The sequence below is a fragment of the Pseudomonas sp. LBUM1655 genome (assembly GCF_059716085.1).
Map to the genome: position 1 here is coordinate 5889511 of NZ_CP166801.1, position 15120 is coordinate 5904630.

Sequence of the window (15120 nt, forward strand, 5' to 3'; positions counted from 1 at the left end):
TTGCGATGGATGCACGGACGCTGGATGCGTAGAGTGGGCAAAAAACACACAAGGACCACCTTATGTGCCTGATTGTTTTTGCCTGGCGCCCGGGCCATGCCCAGCCGCTGATCGTCGCGGCCAACCGTGACGAGTTCTACGCCCGGCCGAGCCTGCCGCTGGCGCAATGGCCAGAGGCGCCGCATGTGCACGCCGGGCGTGATCTCGAGGCCGGCGGCACCTGGCTGGGAATCGGCGCCAATGGGCGTTTTGCCGCACTGACCAATATTCGTGATCCGCATCAGCCGCCGGCGCGCAAATCGCGGGGTGAGTTGGTGGCGCGGTTTCTCACCGGTGATCTGTCGATTGATGATTATTTGATCGATGTGGTCGGTCGCTCGCCGGAGTACGCCGGGTTCAATCTGCTGCTCGGCAACAGCCATGAGTTGTGGCATTTCAATGCGCGGATGTCGGAGCCGGTGATGCTCGCGTCGGGTGTCTACGGGCTGTCCAATGCCGGGCTGGATACGCCGTGGCCGAAGTTGCTCAAGGCCAAGGCCGCGTTGGGCGCAGTGCTTGAAGATCCGCAGCCTGAACGCTTGATGGGATTGTTGAGCGATGCGCAGACGGCGCCATTCAACGAGTTGCCAGATACCGGCGTGGGGCTGGCAACTGAATCATTGCTGTCGAGTGTGTTTATTGCCAGCCAGAGTTACGGGACGCGGGCGAGTACGGCGTTGATTGTGCAGGCGGATGGGACGCGGCGGATGGTGGAGCGCAGTTTTGGGCCGTATGGCGGGCATTTGGGGGAAGTGGAGATCATCATTTAGTGGTGCTCGAACTTACGCCTTCGCGAGCAGGCTCGCTCCCACACTGGATCTGTGATCGACACAAATCCCCTGTGGGAGCGAGCCTGCTCGCGAAGGGGCCCTAAGGGTGTTAGAGGGCTTTGTTGACCGCCGGCGGATTGATCTTCGACAACCCAAGGTTCTTCAGCGCCAATTGCAGCGAGCTGTGGATAACTTGAGGGTTGTCGATAGTCATCAACTCCGCCAGCAATTCCTGGGCCTTGCTCAGGTTCACCTGGCGCAGCATCCACTTCACCTTTGGCAAGTTGGTGGCGTTCATCGACAGGCTGTCAAAGCCCATCGCCATCAACAGCACTGCCGCCGCCGGATCACCGGCCATCTCGCCGCAGATACTCACGGGTTTGCCTTCGGCATGGGCGTCGCGCACCACGTTCTGCAAGGCTTGCAGCACCGCCGGATGCAGGTAGTCGTAGAGGTCGGCCACCCGCGGGTTGTTGCGATCAACCGCCAGCAAGTATTGAGTCAGGTCGTTGGAGCCGACCGAGAGGAAGTCCACCTGCCGCGCCAGTTCCTTGGTCTGGTACACCGCTGCCGGAATCTCGATCATCACGCCAATCGGCGGCATCGGCACGTCGGTGCCTTCGTCGCGCACTTCGCCCCAGGCCCGGTGGATCAGGTGCAGGGCTTCTTCGAGTTCGTGGGTGCCGGAGATCATCGGCAGCAGAATCCGCAGGTTGTTCAAGCCTTCGCTGGCCTTGAGCATCGCGCGGGTCTGCACCAGGAAGATTTCCGGGTGGTCGAGGGTGACGCGAATGCCGCGCCAGCCGAGGAACGGGTTGTCTTCCTTGATCGGGAAGTACGACAGTGACTTGTCACCGCCGATGTCGAGGCTGCGCATGGTCACCGGTTGCGGATGGAACGCGGCGAGCTGTTCGCGGTAGATCGCCAGTTGTTCCTTCTCGCTCGGGAAGCGCTGGTTGATCATGAACGGCACTTCGGTGCGGTACAGACCGACGCCTTCGGCGCCGCGCTTCTGCGCCCGCGCCACGTCCGCCAGCAGGCCGGTGTTGACCCACAGCGGCATGCGGTGGCCATCGAGGGTTACGCACGGCAGGTCGCGCAGGGTGTCGAGCCCCAGCGCCAGTTGTTTCTCTTCTTCCACCACCTCGGAGAACTGCTTGCGCAGCACGTCGCTGGGGTTGGTGTAGACCTCGCCGCGCGTGCCATCGACGATCATCTCGATGCCGTCGACCTTGGCGTACGGCAGGTCAACCAGACCCATCACCGTCGGAATGCCCATGGCCCGGGCCAGAATCGCGACGTGGGAGTTACCCGAGCCGAGTACCGACACCAGACCGACCAGCGTGCCCTCCGGCACCTCGCCGAGCATGGCCGGCGTCAGCTCTTCGCTGACCAGAATGGTTTTTTCCGGATAGACCAGATTCTGCTGACGCTCTTCCTGCAAGTAGGCGAGCAGGCGGCGGCCGAGGTCTTTGACGTCCGACGCGCGTTCACGCAGGTAAGCGTCGTCCATCAGTTCGAAACGGTTGACGTGCTCGGTGACCACTTGGCGCAGCGCGCCCTGAGCCCACTGGCCGGTCTTGATCACGGTGGTGATTTCGCTGCCCAGCGAGGCATCGTCGAGCATCATCAGGTAGACGTCGAACAGCGCGCGCTCTTCCGGGCGCAGCTGGGTTGCCAGTTTGGCGGACAACGCGCGCATGTCGGCGCGCACGCCTTCGATGGCGGTCTTGAACAGCCCCAGCTCAGCATCGATGTCGGTGATGGTCTTGTCCGGCACCACGTCCAGATCGGCTGGCGGCAGCATGACCACTGCGGTACCCACCGCCGCACCCGGCGAGCCCGGCACGCCGACGAATTTGGCTTCCTGGATGCCTTTGCCCTGACGGCCCAGACCCCGGATCGAACCGGTGGCCTCGGCGTGGGCGATAACGCCGGCGAGCTGCGCGCTCATGGTCACGAGGAAGGCTTCTTCACCTTCATCGAACTGGCGGCGTTCTTTTTGCTGGATGACCAACACGCCGACAACGCGGCGGTGGTGAATGATCGGTGCGCCAAGGAACGAGGCGTAGCGCTCCTCGCCCGTCTCGGCGAAGTAGCGATATCGCGGGTGATCCGCGGCGTTTTCAAGGTTCAGGGGTTCTTCACGCGTGCCGACCAGACCGACCAGACCTTCGTTGGGTGCCATGCTGACCTTGCCGATCGAGCGCTTGTTCAAGCCCTCGGTGGCCATCAGGACGAAGCGATTGGTCTCGGGATCAAGCAGGTAGACCGAGCAGACCTGGCTGCCCATGGCCTCTTTGACGCGCAACACAATAATCCCCAACGCCGCCTTGAGATCCTTGGCGGAGTTAACTTCCTGGACGATCTTGCGCAGCGTATTGAGCATGGCTCGGGGTCGAACTCCGTCGTCAGTCGCGCGCTAAAAGGCGCGGGGCAAGCTCTTTGAGGGCGCGGCGATACACCTCGCGCTTGAATGTCACCACCTGGCCCAACGGATACCAATAGCTGACCCAGCGCCAGCCATCGAATTCCGGTTTACCGGTCAAATCCATCCGCACCCGCTGCTCGTTGGAGATCAGGCGCAGGAGAAACCATTTCTGTTTCTGGCCGATGCACAGCGGTTGGCTGTGGGTACGCACCAGACGTTGCGGCAAACGATAGTGCAACCAGCCCCGAGTACAGGCGAGTATTTCAACATCTTCACGTTCCAGGCCAACTTCTTCGTTCAGCTCGCGGTACAAGGCGTCTTCCGGCGTCTCTTCGGGGTTGATTCCCCCCTGCGGAAACTGCCAGGCATCTTGATTGATACGGCGAGCCCATAGCACCTGGCCGGCGTCATTCGTCAGAATGATCCCGACATTGGGACGGAAACCATCGGGGTCGATCACGGCAACAACCTCGCAAACGCATGTCGCCGCATTGTTCCACAAAGCTTGATAAGGCGGCAACGAAGGTTCCTACCTTATGTGCACTCTTGTGAAAAGACCGTATTCTTGTCGCCTTTTTACTGACTTATCAGCGGGTAACTGCAATGCGCCTGGCACTCTTCGATTTGGACAACACCCTTCTGGGCGGCGACAGCGATCACGCTTGGGGCGACTATCTGTGCGAACGCGGCTTCCTCGACCCGATCGCATACAAGGCGCGCAACGACGAGTTCTATCAGGATTACCTGGCCGGAAAGCTGGATAACGCTGCTTACCTGAACTTCTGCCTGGAGATCCTCGGCCGCACCGAAATGGCCGTGCTCAATCAATGGCACAGCGACTACATGCGCGATTGCATCGAGCCCATCGTGCTACCCAAGGCGCTGGAACTGCTGAAAAAGCACCGCGATGCCGGCGACAAACTGGTGATCATCACCGCGACCAACCGCTTCGTTACCGCGCCGATTGCCGTGCGCCTGGGCGTTGAAACCCTGATCGCCACCGAGTGCGAGATGATCGACGGTCGTTACACCGGACGCAGCACCGACATTCCGTGCTTCCGCGAAGGCAAGGTGACGCGCCTGAATCGTTGGCTGGCAGAGACTGGTTATTCGCTGGATGACAGCTATTTCTACAGCGATTCGATGAACGATTTGCCGTTGCTGGAGCAGGTGGCGAACCCGGTGGCGGTGGATCCGGACCCGAATCTGCGCGCTGAAGCCGAGAAGCGTGGCTGGCCGGTCATCACGCTGCGCGACTAATATCGCCTTCGCGAGCAGGCTCGCTCCCACATTGGATCTGTGTCATTCACAAATCCCCTGTGGGAGCGAGCCTGCTCGCGAATAGGGCCGACTCGGTCTCAAGCCCTAGACAGGCTTGGCCCCCATCAACCCCGCAATGGCGAGAAACCCGACGCCGCTGACAATCGCCAGCGCCAGATTGAATGTCCGGTTGCCAGCCCCTGTTGTCCACAGCCGATTCAGCCGAACAAGCAGCCAGACCGCACTGAACGTGGCCACGGCATAGATCACGCTGGAACCCAGAATCCACAACTGCCCTAACGGCCAGCCCACCAGGTGTACCAACCACCAGCCGGTGAACGGCATGCTGAACATGCCGAGGAGCATCAAACACCAGACGAACAACCACGGACGCTGCATCGTGCTCGCCGGCCCTTCGCTGCGATTACGCCAGGACAGCGCGGCGAGCCCCAGCCCGCTCACCAGGATCACCACGGTAGCCGCGACGTGAAGGACTTTCAGGGTGGTCAGGGTTTCCATGTGTTTCTCTTCCTTGGGTCATGCCCATCAGCGTAGCCGTTCAGCCAAGAAACAGCTGATAGGCCGGGTTCTCGCTTTCATCCCAGTATGGGTAGCCGATTTCCTCGAGCGCCGCCGGCACCAGATGACGTTCGTCATGGGGTACTTGCAGGCCTGCGACCACCCGGCCATCCGCCGCACCGTGGTTGCGGTAGTGGAACATCGAGATGTTCCAGCGCCCGCCGAGCTTGTTGAGGAAGTTGAACAGCGCACCCGGACGCTCCGGGAACTCGAAGCGGAACACCACTTCATCGATCACATGCGCCGCGTGGCCGCCGACCATGTGGCGAATATGCAGCTTGGCCAGTTCGTTGTCGGTCAGGTCGAGCACCGGGAAGCCTTGCTCGGTCAGGCTCGCCAGCAATGCGCTGCGCGGGTCGTTTTCCGGGTGGGTCTGCACGCCAACGAAAATGTGCGCTTCGCTGCCGGTGTTGTAGCGGTAGTTGAATTCGGTGATCTGGCGCTTGCCGATGGCCTCGCAGAACGCCTTGAAGCTGCCGGCCTTCTCGGGGATGGTCACGGCGATGATCGCTTCGCGGCCCTCGCCCAGCTCGGCGCGTTCGGCAACGTGACGCAAACGGTCGAAATTGACGTTGGCCCCAGAATCGATGGCGACGAAGGTCTGACCGCTGACGCCGCGCAGTTCGACGTACTTTTTGATCCCGGCCACGCCCAGGGCGCCGGAAGGCTCGGTGATCGAGCGGGTATCGTCGTAAATGTCCTTGATTGCCGCGCAGATCTCGTCGGTGCTGACGGTGATCACTTCATCGACATAGTCTTTGCAGATGTCGAAGGTGTGCTGACCGATCTGTGCCACGGCGACGCCGTCGGCGAAGATGCCCACGGTCGGCAACACCACGCGCTCACCGGCAGCCATAGCCGCTTGCAGGCAGTTGGAGTCGTCCGGCTCGACGCCGATGACTTTGATGTCAGGGCGCAGGTATTTCACATACGCCGCGATGCCGGCGATCAGACCGCCACCACCAACCGGAACGAAAATCGCGTCCAGCGGCTGCGGGTGCTGGCGCAGAATCTCCATTGCCACGGTGCCCTGCCCGGCAATGGTGTGCGGATCGTCGTAGGGGTGGATGTAGACGTAGCCTTTTTCGTCGACCAGTTTCAGCGAGTAGGCCAGCGCTTCCGGGAACGAATCGCCGTGCAGCACCACTTTGCCGCCGCGCGAACGCACGCCTTCGACCTTGATCTCCGGGGTGGTCTTGGGCATCACGATAGTCGCTTTGACGCCCAGCACTTTCGCCGCCAGGGCCAGACCCTGCGCATGGTTGCCCGCCGACGCGGTGACCACGCCACGGGCGCGCTCTTCTTCGGTCAGCTGGGTCAACTTGTTGTAGGCGCCGCGAATCTTGAACGAGAACACTGGCTGCAAGTCTTCGCGCTTGAGCCAGATGTCATTGCCCAGCCGCTCGGAGAGCTGGCGAGCTTTCTGCAGCGGGGTTTCTACGGCAACGTCATAAACGCGCGAGGTGAGGATCTTTTTGACGTACTGTTCGAGCATCGGAAAGCATCACTGAGCGGGTTGGGCAGGGCCATGGAGTCTAACCCGGCTTTTGCCCGTGCGACCACACTAAACAGTGTGGTCATAACCCGGACACTGGTGATGGAGAACCTTTGTGGTGAGGGGATTTATCCCCGACCGGCGGCGCAGCCGTCGCAAAACTGAGACCAAGTTATTTCTGAAAGAATGCCGGGGGAGCGCTTCGCACTCCATCGGGGATAAATCCCCTCGCCACAGGAGGTTTTAGCCCGGCTTGCGGCTATAATGCCGGCCTTTCCGTTCTTACCTTGCCCGCTTCCGGAGCCCGCATGACCCAGGATCAACTCAAACAGGCAGTGGCTCAGGCCGCCGTCGACTTCATCCTTCCGAAACTCGACGACAAGAGCATCGTCGGGGTCGGCACCGGCTCCACCGCCAACTGCTTCATCGATGCACTGGCTCAGCACAAGGGTGCGTTCGATGGCGCAGTCGCCAGCTCCGAAGCCACCGCCGCACGCCTGAAGGGCCACGGGATTCCGGTGTATGAGCTGAATACCGTCAGCGACCTGGAGTTCTACGTCGACGGCGCCGATGAAAGCGACGCGCATCTGAACCTGATCAAGGGCGGCGGCGCGGCCCTGACCCGCGAGAAGATCGTCGCGGCCGTGGCCAAGACGTTCATCTGCATCGCCGATGCCAGCAAACTGGTGCCGGTGCTGGGCGAGTTCCCGCTGCCGGTCGAAGTGATCCCGATGGCTCGCAGCCACGTCGCTCGCGAACTGGTGAAACTGGGCGGTGACCCGGTGTACCGCGAAGGCGTGCTGACCGACAACGGCAACATCATCCTCGACGTGTTCAATATGCAGATCACCAACCCGGTGGAGCTGGAAGCGCAGATCAATGCGATTGTCGGTGTCGTCACCAATGGTCTGTTCGCGGCGCGCCCGGCGGATTTGCTGCTGCTGGGTACGAGTGAAGGTGTGAAGACGCTGAAGGCTGAGTAAGCCCCGTCACCCACACATTTGTGGGCAGACGAATAAACCTGTGGGAGCTAGCCTGCTAGCTCCCACAGTGTTTTGTGGTGTTGGTTAGTTCGGCGTTGGTTTTTTGAACACGTAAAACAGATTCGGCTCACTCACCAGATACAACGTCCCGTCGTCATCCATCGCAATGCCTTCCGCCTGCGGCACCGTTTTCTGCAAACCCTGCCGGCCCTTGTTCAGGGACATGGTGCTCAACGGGCGCCCGTTCACATCCAGCTCCAGAATCAGCCGCGACTCGTCCGACAGCGCCAGCAAATGTCCGCTGCGCTCGTCGTATTGCAGGCTCGACAGGTCACGCACGAACATCCCGGCGTCACGCTTTGGGTTGTTGATCACATGCACCGCGTAGGACTTTTCCGGGTTGAAGTGCGGAAAACCGTGCACTTCGTAGATCAGCATCGGATCTCGCTCTTTCGCAACAAACAGACGCTTGCCCACCGAGTCATAAGCCAGCCCTTCGAAGCCTTTGTTGCTGCTCATGTGCACGCCGAGAGTCATCTGCTCGGCGTCGGCGGCATCGAGGTACGTGGTGTCTGTTTCCAGGTGGATCTTGATCAGCCGCTGCTGGCGCTCATCGGTGATCACGTAAGTATCGGCGCTGATGAATTCCACGGCTTCAGGGTCGCCAAAGCCGATCAGTGAGATGCGGCGAAGGATCTTGCCTTCCAGCGATAGCTCGACCAGTTCGGAATTCTTGTTGGTCACGGTAAACAGACTTTTGCGCACCGGATCGTAGGTCAGCGCCGACACATCGTCGTCCAGTCCATCAATGACGCGCGCTTCGATGTCCACACGATATTGATCCAGATCGATCGCTTCGCTGCTCAGCGGCTGCCAGAGCAAGTGCAGATTGAACCAGGCGCGCTCGAACAGGCGCATGTACTGGCCGATCGCAATCAACGCGATCAGGGCAATCACCGACAGGAGGATAACCAGAGGCTTGGGACGGGCAAGTCGACGCATTCGGGCGGGCTCGGAATCAAAACAGGCGGATGAAATATCACGCCCGTCTGAACTGAAGCTTAATGGCCACTTGCCTGCGACGACAACTGCACAATTCTGCAATTGCCGTAGGGAAAGTTACTTCTGTTTTTCGAAGCGATAGAACAGGTTCGGCTCACTGACTATATACAGCGTGCCAGACTCATCCATGGTCACGCCTTCAGCGCGGGGGATGGTCGATTTCAAGCCGTTGAAACCGCCAAGCAAAGTCATGAAGCTGACTTGCTCGCCCTTCTCGTCCAGCTCCAGCAGCAGGTGCGAATCGGCGGAAAGTACCAGCATATGGCCGGTGCGCGGATCAATCGCCAGAGCAGACAGATTGCGGATATCCAGTTCATCACTGGCCAGCTTCTGCTTGTCGCCCTTCAGGGCCTGGCTACCATCACTCTTCCAGGTGAACAGCGCCGGCGGTCGCTCCTCGCCCAGCCACAGTTGCTGATTGCGCGGGTCCCAGGTGATGGCTTCGAAAGCCTTGTTCTGGTCTTTCGACGGGCCGAGGTCGTATTTGGGAAAATTGGCGATATTGAGCTCACGGGTGTCAGCATCGACTTTGACAATCGACAGCGTGTGCTGACGCTCGTCGACGATCGCCATCAGGCCGTTTTCCATGACGGTCAGGCCTTCCGGATTGCTCCAGCCCACCAATGGCATCTTGCGCAGCACATCGCCTTGCAGCGTCAGCTCGGCGAGGAACGGGTTTTTGCCCATCACCGAGAACAGGGTTTTGGTTTGCGGGTTGTAAGCCAGGTCCGAAGCTTCGTCCTTCTCCATGCCTGCCAGCGGCTTGGCATCAATCACCGCCCGGTAGTCCGGCAGCCAGATACTTTCCTTTTGCTCCGCCGTGCTTTCGAAGCGCTCCAGCACCCACAGCACACCCCGGTCATCCCAATGCATGGCGAACGCCAACCCATACGCCGCAGCAATCGCCAACAGCAGCCAGGCATACCAGCGCAGGGCAAAACGTGAGCGGCGTGGGGATTTGAGCTGAGTTTGAGATGACATCGAGGGACGCGTTCCGAAAATTCAGGCTATGGGTAATAGCACAAAGAGGCCGGCTAAGACGCCAGAATTGCGGAAATTATCCGGACGGGATGTGAAAAAAACGGCAAATGGCGCGATTGTCGTGTGCGTTGCGTGGCGCGACACAAAACAAATGGGGCTCTTGTGGCGAGGGGATTCATCCCCGATGGGCTGCAAAGCGGCCCCAACAAACTGGGGACTGCTGCGCAGTCCATCGGAGATAAATCCCCTCACCACAAAAGCTCATTTCATCAGGGGTATGCGTTGAATCAGCGCACGCTGCTGCTGAAGCTGCTGGCGCCAACCAGTTCCAGCACGAGGTCGTCGCCGACGTTCAGCGGGCCAACGCCCACTGGCGTACCGGTGAGAATCACGTCACCGGCCTGCAACGAGAAACAGCCGGCCATGTGCTGGATCATCGGCACGATCGGGTTGAGCATCGCGCTGCTGTTGCCGTCCTGGCGGACTTCGCCGTTGATGGTCAAACGAATGCCGATGTCGGTCAGATCCGCGAAGGTGCTACCGACCACGAAAGGCGCTAGCACTGCCGCGCCGTCGAACGACTTGGCGATTTCCCACGGCAGGCCCTTGGATTTGAGCTCGGCCTGCTTGTCCCGCAAGGTCAGGTCCAGCGCCGGGGCGAAACCGGATATCGCGTCCAGCACTTCTTCACGGCTTGGCTTGGTCGACAACGGCTTGCCGATCAACACGGCAATTTCCGCTTCGTAGTGCACCGAACCGCGCTCGGTCGGAATGCTGAAACCGCCTTCCAGCGGCACCACGCAACTGCCCGGTTTGATGAACAGCAGCGGCTCGGTAGGCACCGGGTTGTCCAGTTCCTTGGCGTGTTCGGCGTAATTACGGCCGATGCACACCACTTTCCCGATCGGGAAGTGAATGCGCGTGCCGTCGACGTACTGGTGCTGATAGCTCATTTACCGACTCCTGCCTTCATTGATTCTTCAAGAATTACAGATCAAACCGCGAAGATCTTGCCCGGGTTCATGATGCCGTTCGGGTCGAACACCGCTTTGACCGCTTTCATGTATTCGATCTCAACCGGCGAACGGCTGTAGGTCAAGTAATCGCGCTTGGTCATGCCCACGCCGTGCTCGGCGGAAATCGAACCGTTGTACTTCTCGACGGTTTCGAACACCCACTTGTTGACGGTGGCGCACTTGGCGAAGAACTCGTCCTTGCTCAGGTTTTCCGGCTTGAGGATGTTCAGGTGCAGGTTGCCGTCGCCGATGTGGCCGAACCAGACGATTTCGAAGTCCGGGTAGTGTTCGCCGACGATCGCGTCGATTTCCTTCAAGAACGCCGGCACTTTCGAAACCGTGACCGAGATGTCGTTCTTGTAGGGCGTCCAGTGCGAGATGGTTTCGGAGATGTACTCGCGCAGCTTCCACAGGTTCTGCAACTGGGTTTCGCTCTGGCTCATCACGCCGTCCAGTACCCAGCCCTGCTCGACGCAGTGTTCGAAGGTTTCCAGCGCGCTGTTGGCCACTTCTTCAGTGGTCGCTTCAAATTCCAGCAGTGCGTAGAACGGGCAGTCGGTCTCGAACGGTGCCGGCACATCACCGCGGCCCAGCACTTTGGCCAGGGCTTTATCGGAGAAGAATTCGAAAGCGGTCAGGTCGAGCTTGCCCTGGAAGGCATGCAGCACCGGCATGATCGAGTCGAAATCGGCGGTACCGAGGACCATCGCGGTAAGGTTTTTCGGCGCGCGATCCAGACGCATGGTCGCTTCGACGACGAAACCGAGGGTGCCTTCGGCGCCGATGAACAGTTGCCGCAGGTCGTAACCGGTGGCGTTCTTGATCAGGTCTTTGTTCAGCTCCAGCACATCGCCCTTGCCGGTGACGACTTTCATGCCAGCGACCCAGTTGCGGGTCATGCCGTAGCGAATCACCTTGATCCCGCCGGCATTGGTGCCGATATTGCCGCCAATCTGGCTCGATCCGGCAGAAGCGAAATCCACCGGGTAGTACAGGCCATTTTCTTCGGCGACGTTCTGCAAATGCTCGGTGACCACGCCCGGCTGACAAACGGCGGTGCGATCAGTGAGGTTCACGTCGAGAATCTGGTTCATGTAGTCGAACGACACGACCACTTCGCCATTGGCGGCCACCGCAGCGGCGGAAAGCCCGGTACGCCCGCCCGATGGGACCAGCGCGACTTTGTGGGTATTGGCCCAGCGCACAACGGCCTGTACTTGTTCGATGGTCTTGGGGAACACGATGGCGCTGGGCGCCGGGGCGAAGTGCTTGGTCCAATCCTTGCCATACGTGTTCAGGGAGTCGGCGTCGGTCAGGACCTTGCCAGGCTCGACCAGGGTCTTCAGTTCATCAATCAGGGCAGGATTGGTCATCGACAGAACTCTCGAACAATTCATGGTCATCCTGAGAACGCTTCACGTCGCAGGAATGAGTGTTTAGCGGGGTGGCTATGCTAGCATACCGACCCCGCAGAACAGTGCCCAAGGCCAGTTCTGCGGCGACGGCTTTCCTGCCGTTCGGGTCAGCTCCAAGCTGCTCCCCTCCCTGCCATTTTTCTCCGGGATACAGGTTTACGCAGATGAGCAAGACTTCTCTCGATAAGAGCAAGATCAAGTTCCTTCTTCTCGAAGGCGTCCACCAATCGGCTGTCGACGTCCTCAAGGCGGCGGGCTACACCAGCATCGAGTACCTCACAGGTTCTCTGCCGGAAGCCCAGCTCAAGGAAAAGATCGCTGACGCTCACTTCATCGGCATTCGTTCTCGCACCCAACTGACCGAAGAGATCTTCGATCACGCGAAGAAGCTTGTCGCTGTAGGCTGTTTCTGCATCGGCACCAACCAGGTTGACCTCAGTGCAGCCCGCGAGCGCGGCATTGCCGTGTTCAACGCGCCGTACTCCAACACTCGCTCCGTAGCCGAGCTGGTGCTGGCCGAAGCGATCCTGCTGCTGCGCGGCATTCCGGAGAAAAACGCTTCCTGCCACCGTGGCGGCTGGATCAAGAGCGCGGCCAACTCCTTCGAGATCCGCGGCAAAAAACTCGGCATCGTCGGCTACGGCTCGATCGGTACTCAGTTGTCGGTTCTGGCTGAAGGTCTGGGCATGCAGGTGTTCTTCTATGACACCGTGACCAAGCTGCCGCTGGGCAACGCCACTCAGGTCGGCAACCTGCACGAACTGCTGGGCATGTCCGACATCGTCACCCTGCACGTTCCGGAAACCGCGGCGACCCAGTGGATGATCGGCGAGAAGGAAATCCGCGCCATCAAGAAGGGCGGCATCCTGATCAACGCTGCACGCGGCACCGTGGTCGAGCTGGACGCCCTGGCGGACGCGATCAAGGACAAGCACCTGATCGGCGCGGCCATCGACGTGTTCCCGGTGGAGCCTCGCTCCAACGACGAAGAGTTCGAAAGCCCGCTGCGTGGCCTCGACAACGTGATCCTGACCCCGCACATCGGTGGTTCGACCGCTGAAGCGCAAGCCAACATCGGTCTGGAAGTGGCGGAAAAACTGGTCAAGTACAGCGACAACGGTACTTCCGTTTCGTCGGTGAACTTCCCGGAAGTGGCCCTGCCGGCTCACCCGGGCAAGCACCGCCTGCTGCACATCCACGAGAACATCCCGGGTGTGATGAGCGAGATCAACAAGGTCTTCGCCGAAAACGGCATCAACATCTCCGGTCAGTTCCTGCAGACCAACGAGAAGGTTGGTTACGTGGTGATCGACGTCGACGCCGAGTATTCGGATCTGGCGCAAGAGAAGCTGCAGCACATCAACGGCACCATCCGTAGCCGCGTGTTGTTCTGATCGAACGCTCAGCGACAAAAAAGGGAGCCCTCGGGCTCCCTTTTTCATGCACGCCGCAAAGTTACTCGACGTTGACGGTGATCTTCTTCGACACGATGGGTGGATCGAACGGCATGTGGCCGCTGTCACCCAGTTCAAGTTGCAAGGTGTGTTTGCCCGGGGCCAGCTTGATGTCGGCCTGAGTCTGCGCCTTGCCGAAGTGCATGTGGTTGGCATCGTTGGGAATCGGCGCACCGGCCGCCGGCAACTTGTCGACATCAATCAAAAGATGATGGTGACCGGAGTGTTTGGTGACATCGCCCGCCGGTGCCAGCGAGACGTCCTTGACGCCAAATTTGACGGTAAAGGTTTGCGATACAGTCGCCCCGTCTTCGGGAGAAACGATGAACACTTCGGCACCCTTTGGAGCCGGGGTGGCCGCACTGGCCAGCACCGAAACGCCCATCAGCACACCCGCCAACGCTGCACGTGACATAAAGCTTTTCATTTTCTTCTCCAGTTTTTCCGTAAAATCCGCGTGGTCATGACAACTTCATGACCATTCGTTGTCGAAGGCACTCGACAACCATAGCAAAGCGAGCCAGAAAATCTGGCCGCGATAATGATTTCAAAGGAGTGACCATGCGTTTTCTGCCTGGCCTGATCTGCCTGCTACCCCTTCTGAGCCCGCTGGCTCACGCCGAACTGATTGATGACGTCAACGACCGTGGCGAGTTGCGTATTGCTCTTGAGGCTAATACACCGCCCTTTAATTACAAGGACGGCGACACACTCACGGGGTTCGAGGTCGAGCTTGGGCAACTGCTGGCCAAGGAGCTGGATGTTCGCGCCGACTTCATCGTCACCGACGAGGGCGATCTACTCCAGGGCGTTGAAAGCGGCAAGTACGACGTCGCGCTCAACCACATAGCACTGACAGCCGAACTAAAGGATCGTTTCGACTTCAGCGAGCCTTACAGCCAGATCGATTCGCAGTTGCTGGCGAAGAAAGATGAGCAGCCGCGGCCGATGGTATTGGTGCAATCGTTGACTGAGGAGAAGCCAGCAGTGGGTGCGCCAGTGGATTTGGCGATTCCGTTTCAGAAGGGTAATCCGGCGTTTCGCGCCAGCCTTGAAGGTGCGTTGCAGCGGATCAAGGCGGATGGGCGGTTGGCGGCGTTGTCCGAGAAGTGGTTCACCGAACCCAAGCAGCAATGAAACCTGGGTTTTAATCGAGCTGGATCAAGGCCTGTACGGCTTGCGGCAATTCAAGCTCGCTGAAGACTTGCACGCCGTGGCGCTTGAGCAGTGCAGCCGTCACGCCTTCGCCACTGACTTTGACCCCACTGAACGTCCCGTCATAGGTCAGCAGATTCCCGCAAGAAGGACTGTTGGCCTTGAGCACCGCGACGCGAATGCCGTGCCTTTGCACCAACGCCAGCGCCTGCCGCGCCCCATCGAGAAACTGCGCACTGACATCCTCGCCGTCGGTGGTGATCACCGCAGCCGTGCCATCCAGCACTTCAGCCCCCTGCCCGCCCGGAATCTCCGCCGCCGCACGCGGGGTCGGCAAACCACCGGCCACCTCCGGACACAACGGCACCACCCGACCTTCAGCAATCCACTGTTCCAGCACATCAAACGGCCCGCTGGCCCCGCCGTCGTAACGCACGCGGTGGCCCAACAGGCAGCGGCTGACCAGAATCTTTTCCATGA

At 59.9% G+C, this 15120-nt stretch carries 15 protein-coding genes; 5 read left to right on the top strand and 10 right to left on the bottom strand.

Annotated features, from left to right (window positions below; translation table 11 throughout):
* The first annotated feature begins 62 nt into the window (after positions 1 to 62).
* Positions 63 to 809 carry an NRDE family protein gene (locus tag ACA074_RS26530; RefSeq protein WP_497678065.1) on the top strand — a complete coding sequence of 249 codons (747 nt, stop codon included), beginning with the start codon at positions 63 to 65 and terminating at the stop codon, positions 807 to 809.
* Positions 810 to 918: 109 nt separating this feature from the next.
* On the opposite strand, the gene ptsP is transcribed toward ACA074_RS26530, so the two are convergent.
* The gene (gene ptsP, locus ACA074_RS26535; RefSeq protein WP_497678066.1) at positions 919 to 3198 is read right to left on the bottom strand and encodes a phosphoenolpyruvate--protein phosphotransferase; all 2280 of its coding nucleotides are present in this window, start codon (positions 3196 to 3198) and stop codon (positions 919 to 921) included.
* A gap of 22 nt (positions 3199 to 3220) precedes the next feature.
* A complete protein-coding gene (locus tag ACA074_RS26540; protein WP_497678067.1) occupies positions 3221 to 3700 on the bottom strand; it encodes an RNA pyrophosphohydrolase in 480 nt (159 codons plus the stop codon).
* A 143-nt stretch (positions 3701 to 3843) separates the two neighbouring features.
* Between ACA074_RS26540 and ACA074_RS26545 the strand changes: the two genes are divergently transcribed.
* Entirely contained in the window at positions 3844 to 4500 is a 657-nt protein-coding gene (locus ACA074_RS26545; protein WP_401271569.1) for a histidinol-phosphatase, read from the top strand.
* A 105-nt stretch (positions 4501 to 4605) separates the two neighbouring features.
* Here the strand turns inward: ACA074_RS26545 and ACA074_RS26550 are convergent, their stop codons facing one another.
* Together ACA074_RS26550 and ilvA are read right to left on the bottom strand one after the other, a co-directional pair.
* The gene (locus ACA074_RS26550) at positions 4606 to 5019 is read right to left on the bottom strand and encodes a DUF2269 family protein (RefSeq protein ID WP_489879287.1); all 414 of its coding nucleotides are present in this window, start codon (positions 5017 to 5019) and stop codon (positions 4606 to 4608) included.
* 40 nt (positions 5020 to 5059) lie between these two features.
* The gene (gene ilvA / locus ACA074_RS26555) at positions 5060 to 6574 is read right to left on the bottom strand and encodes a threonine ammonia-lyase, biosynthetic (RefSeq protein ID WP_497678068.1); all 1515 of its coding nucleotides are present in this window, start codon (positions 6572 to 6574) and stop codon (positions 5060 to 5062) included.
* 308 nt (positions 6575 to 6882) lie between these two features.
* Between ilvA and rpiA the strand changes: the two genes are divergently transcribed.
* Positions 6883 to 7557 carry a ribose-5-phosphate isomerase RpiA gene (gene rpiA / locus ACA074_RS26560; RefSeq protein WP_100846912.1) on the top strand — a complete coding sequence of 225 codons (675 nt, stop codon included), beginning with the start codon at positions 6883 to 6885 and terminating at the stop codon, positions 7555 to 7557.
* A gap of 84 nt (positions 7558 to 7641) precedes the next feature.
* On the opposite strand, the gene ACA074_RS26565 is transcribed toward rpiA, so the two are convergent.
* The 4 genes from ACA074_RS26565 to ACA074_RS26580 form a co-directional block, all read right to left on the bottom strand.
* Positions 7642 to 8559: an SdiA-regulated domain-containing protein gene (locus ACA074_RS26565; protein WP_497658279.1), complete on the bottom strand. Its 918-nt coding sequence runs from the start codon at positions 8557 to 8559 to the stop codon at positions 7642 to 7644.
* Between the two features lie 117 nt (positions 8560 to 8676).
* Positions 8677 to 9600, bottom strand: a complete 924-nt coding sequence (locus ACA074_RS26570) for an SdiA-regulated domain-containing protein (RefSeq protein WP_497678069.1) — start codon at positions 9598 to 9600, stop codon at positions 8677 to 8679.
* Positions 9601 to 9887: 287 nt separating this feature from the next.
* Positions 9888 to 10553 (bottom strand): fumarylacetoacetate hydrolase family protein, encoded by a 666-nt coding sequence (locus tag ACA074_RS26575; protein WP_401271587.1) that lies wholly within the window; start codon positions 10551 to 10553, stop codon positions 9888 to 9890.
* A gap of 41 nt (positions 10554 to 10594) precedes the next feature.
* The gene (locus tag ACA074_RS26580) at positions 10595 to 11989 is read right to left on the bottom strand and encodes a D-2-hydroxyglutarate dehydrogenase (protein ID WP_497678070.1); all 1395 of its coding nucleotides are present in this window, start codon (positions 11987 to 11989) and stop codon (positions 10595 to 10597) included.
* A gap of 206 nt (positions 11990 to 12195) precedes the next feature.
* Between ACA074_RS26580 and serA the strand changes: the two genes are divergently transcribed.
* Positions 12196 to 13425, top strand: coding sequence for a phosphoglycerate dehydrogenase (gene serA, locus ACA074_RS26585; protein ID WP_064116317.1), 1230 nt, complete (start codon positions 12196 to 12198; stop codon positions 13423 to 13425).
* Between the two features lie 61 nt (positions 13426 to 13486).
* On the opposite strand, the gene ACA074_RS26590 is transcribed toward serA, so the two are convergent.
* A complete protein-coding gene (locus ACA074_RS26590) occupies positions 13487 to 13912 on the bottom strand; it encodes a DUF4399 domain-containing protein (protein ID WP_187681036.1) in 426 nt (141 codons plus the stop codon).
* Positions 13913 to 14046: 134 nt separating this feature from the next.
* On the opposite strand from ACA074_RS26590, the gene ACA074_RS26595 reads away from it, so the two are divergent.
* Entirely contained in the window at positions 14047 to 14622 is a 576-nt protein-coding gene (locus ACA074_RS26595; RefSeq protein ID WP_497658281.1) for a transporter substrate-binding domain-containing protein, read from the top strand.
* 10 nt (positions 14623 to 14632) lie between these two features.
* Here ACA074_RS26595 and ACA074_RS26600 read toward each other — a convergent pair whose 3' ends face one another.
* On the bottom strand, positions 14633 to 15118 hold the full coding sequence (locus ACA074_RS26600; RefSeq protein ID WP_497658282.1) for a 2-thiouracil desulfurase family protein: 486 nt from the start codon (positions 15116 to 15118) through the stop codon (positions 14633 to 14635).
* Between the last annotated feature and the right edge of the window lie 2 nt (positions 15119 to 15120).

Coding starts and splice junctions, on each gene's coding strand:
- ACA074_RS26530 (WP_497678065.1), top strand. CDS start 63: ATGTGCCTGATTGTTTTTGCCTGGCGCCCGGGCCATGCCCAGCCGCTG.
- ptsP (WP_497678066.1), bottom strand. CDS start 3,198: ATGCTCAATACGCTGCGCAAGATCGTCCAGGAAGTTAACTCCGCCAAG.
- ACA074_RS26545 (WP_401271569.1), top strand. CDS start 3,844: ATGCGCCTGGCACTCTTCGATTTGGACAACACCCTTCTGGGCGGCGAC.
- ACA074_RS26550 (WP_489879287.1), bottom strand. CDS start 5,019: ATGGAAACCCTGACCACCCTGAAAGTCCTTCACGTCGCGGCTACCGTG.
- ilvA (WP_497678068.1), bottom strand. CDS start 6,574: ATGCTCGAACAGTACGTCAAAAAGATCCTCACCTCGCGCGTTTATGAC.
- rpiA (WP_100846912.1), top strand. CDS start 6,883: ATGACCCAGGATCAACTCAAACAGGCAGTGGCTCAGGCCGCCGTCGAC.
- ACA074_RS26565 (WP_497658279.1), bottom strand. CDS start 8,559: ATGCGTCGACTTGCCCGTCCCAAGCCTCTGGTTATCCTCCTGTCGGTG.
- ACA074_RS26570 (WP_497678069.1), bottom strand. CDS start 9,600: ATGTCATCTCAAACTCAGCTCAAATCCCCACGCCGCTCACGTTTTGCC.
- ACA074_RS26575 (WP_401271587.1), bottom strand. CDS start 10,553: ATGAGCTATCAGCACCAGTACGTCGACGGCACGCGCATTCACTTCCCG.
- ACA074_RS26580 (WP_497678070.1), bottom strand. CDS start 11,989: ATGACCAATCCTGCCCTGATTGATGAACTGAAGACCCTGGTCGAGCCT.
- serA (WP_064116317.1), top strand. CDS start 12,196: ATGAGCAAGACTTCTCTCGATAAGAGCAAGATCAAGTTCCTTCTTCTC.
- ACA074_RS26590 (WP_187681036.1), bottom strand. CDS start 13,912: ATGAAAAGCTTTATGTCACGTGCAGCGTTGGCGGGTGTGCTGATGGGC.
- ACA074_RS26595 (WP_497658281.1), top strand. CDS start 14,047: ATGCGTTTTCTGCCTGGCCTGATCTGCCTGCTACCCCTTCTGAGCCCG.
- ACA074_RS26600 (WP_497658282.1), bottom strand. CDS start 15,118: ATGGAAAAGATTCTGGTCAGCCGCTGCCTGTTGGGCCACCGCGTGCGT.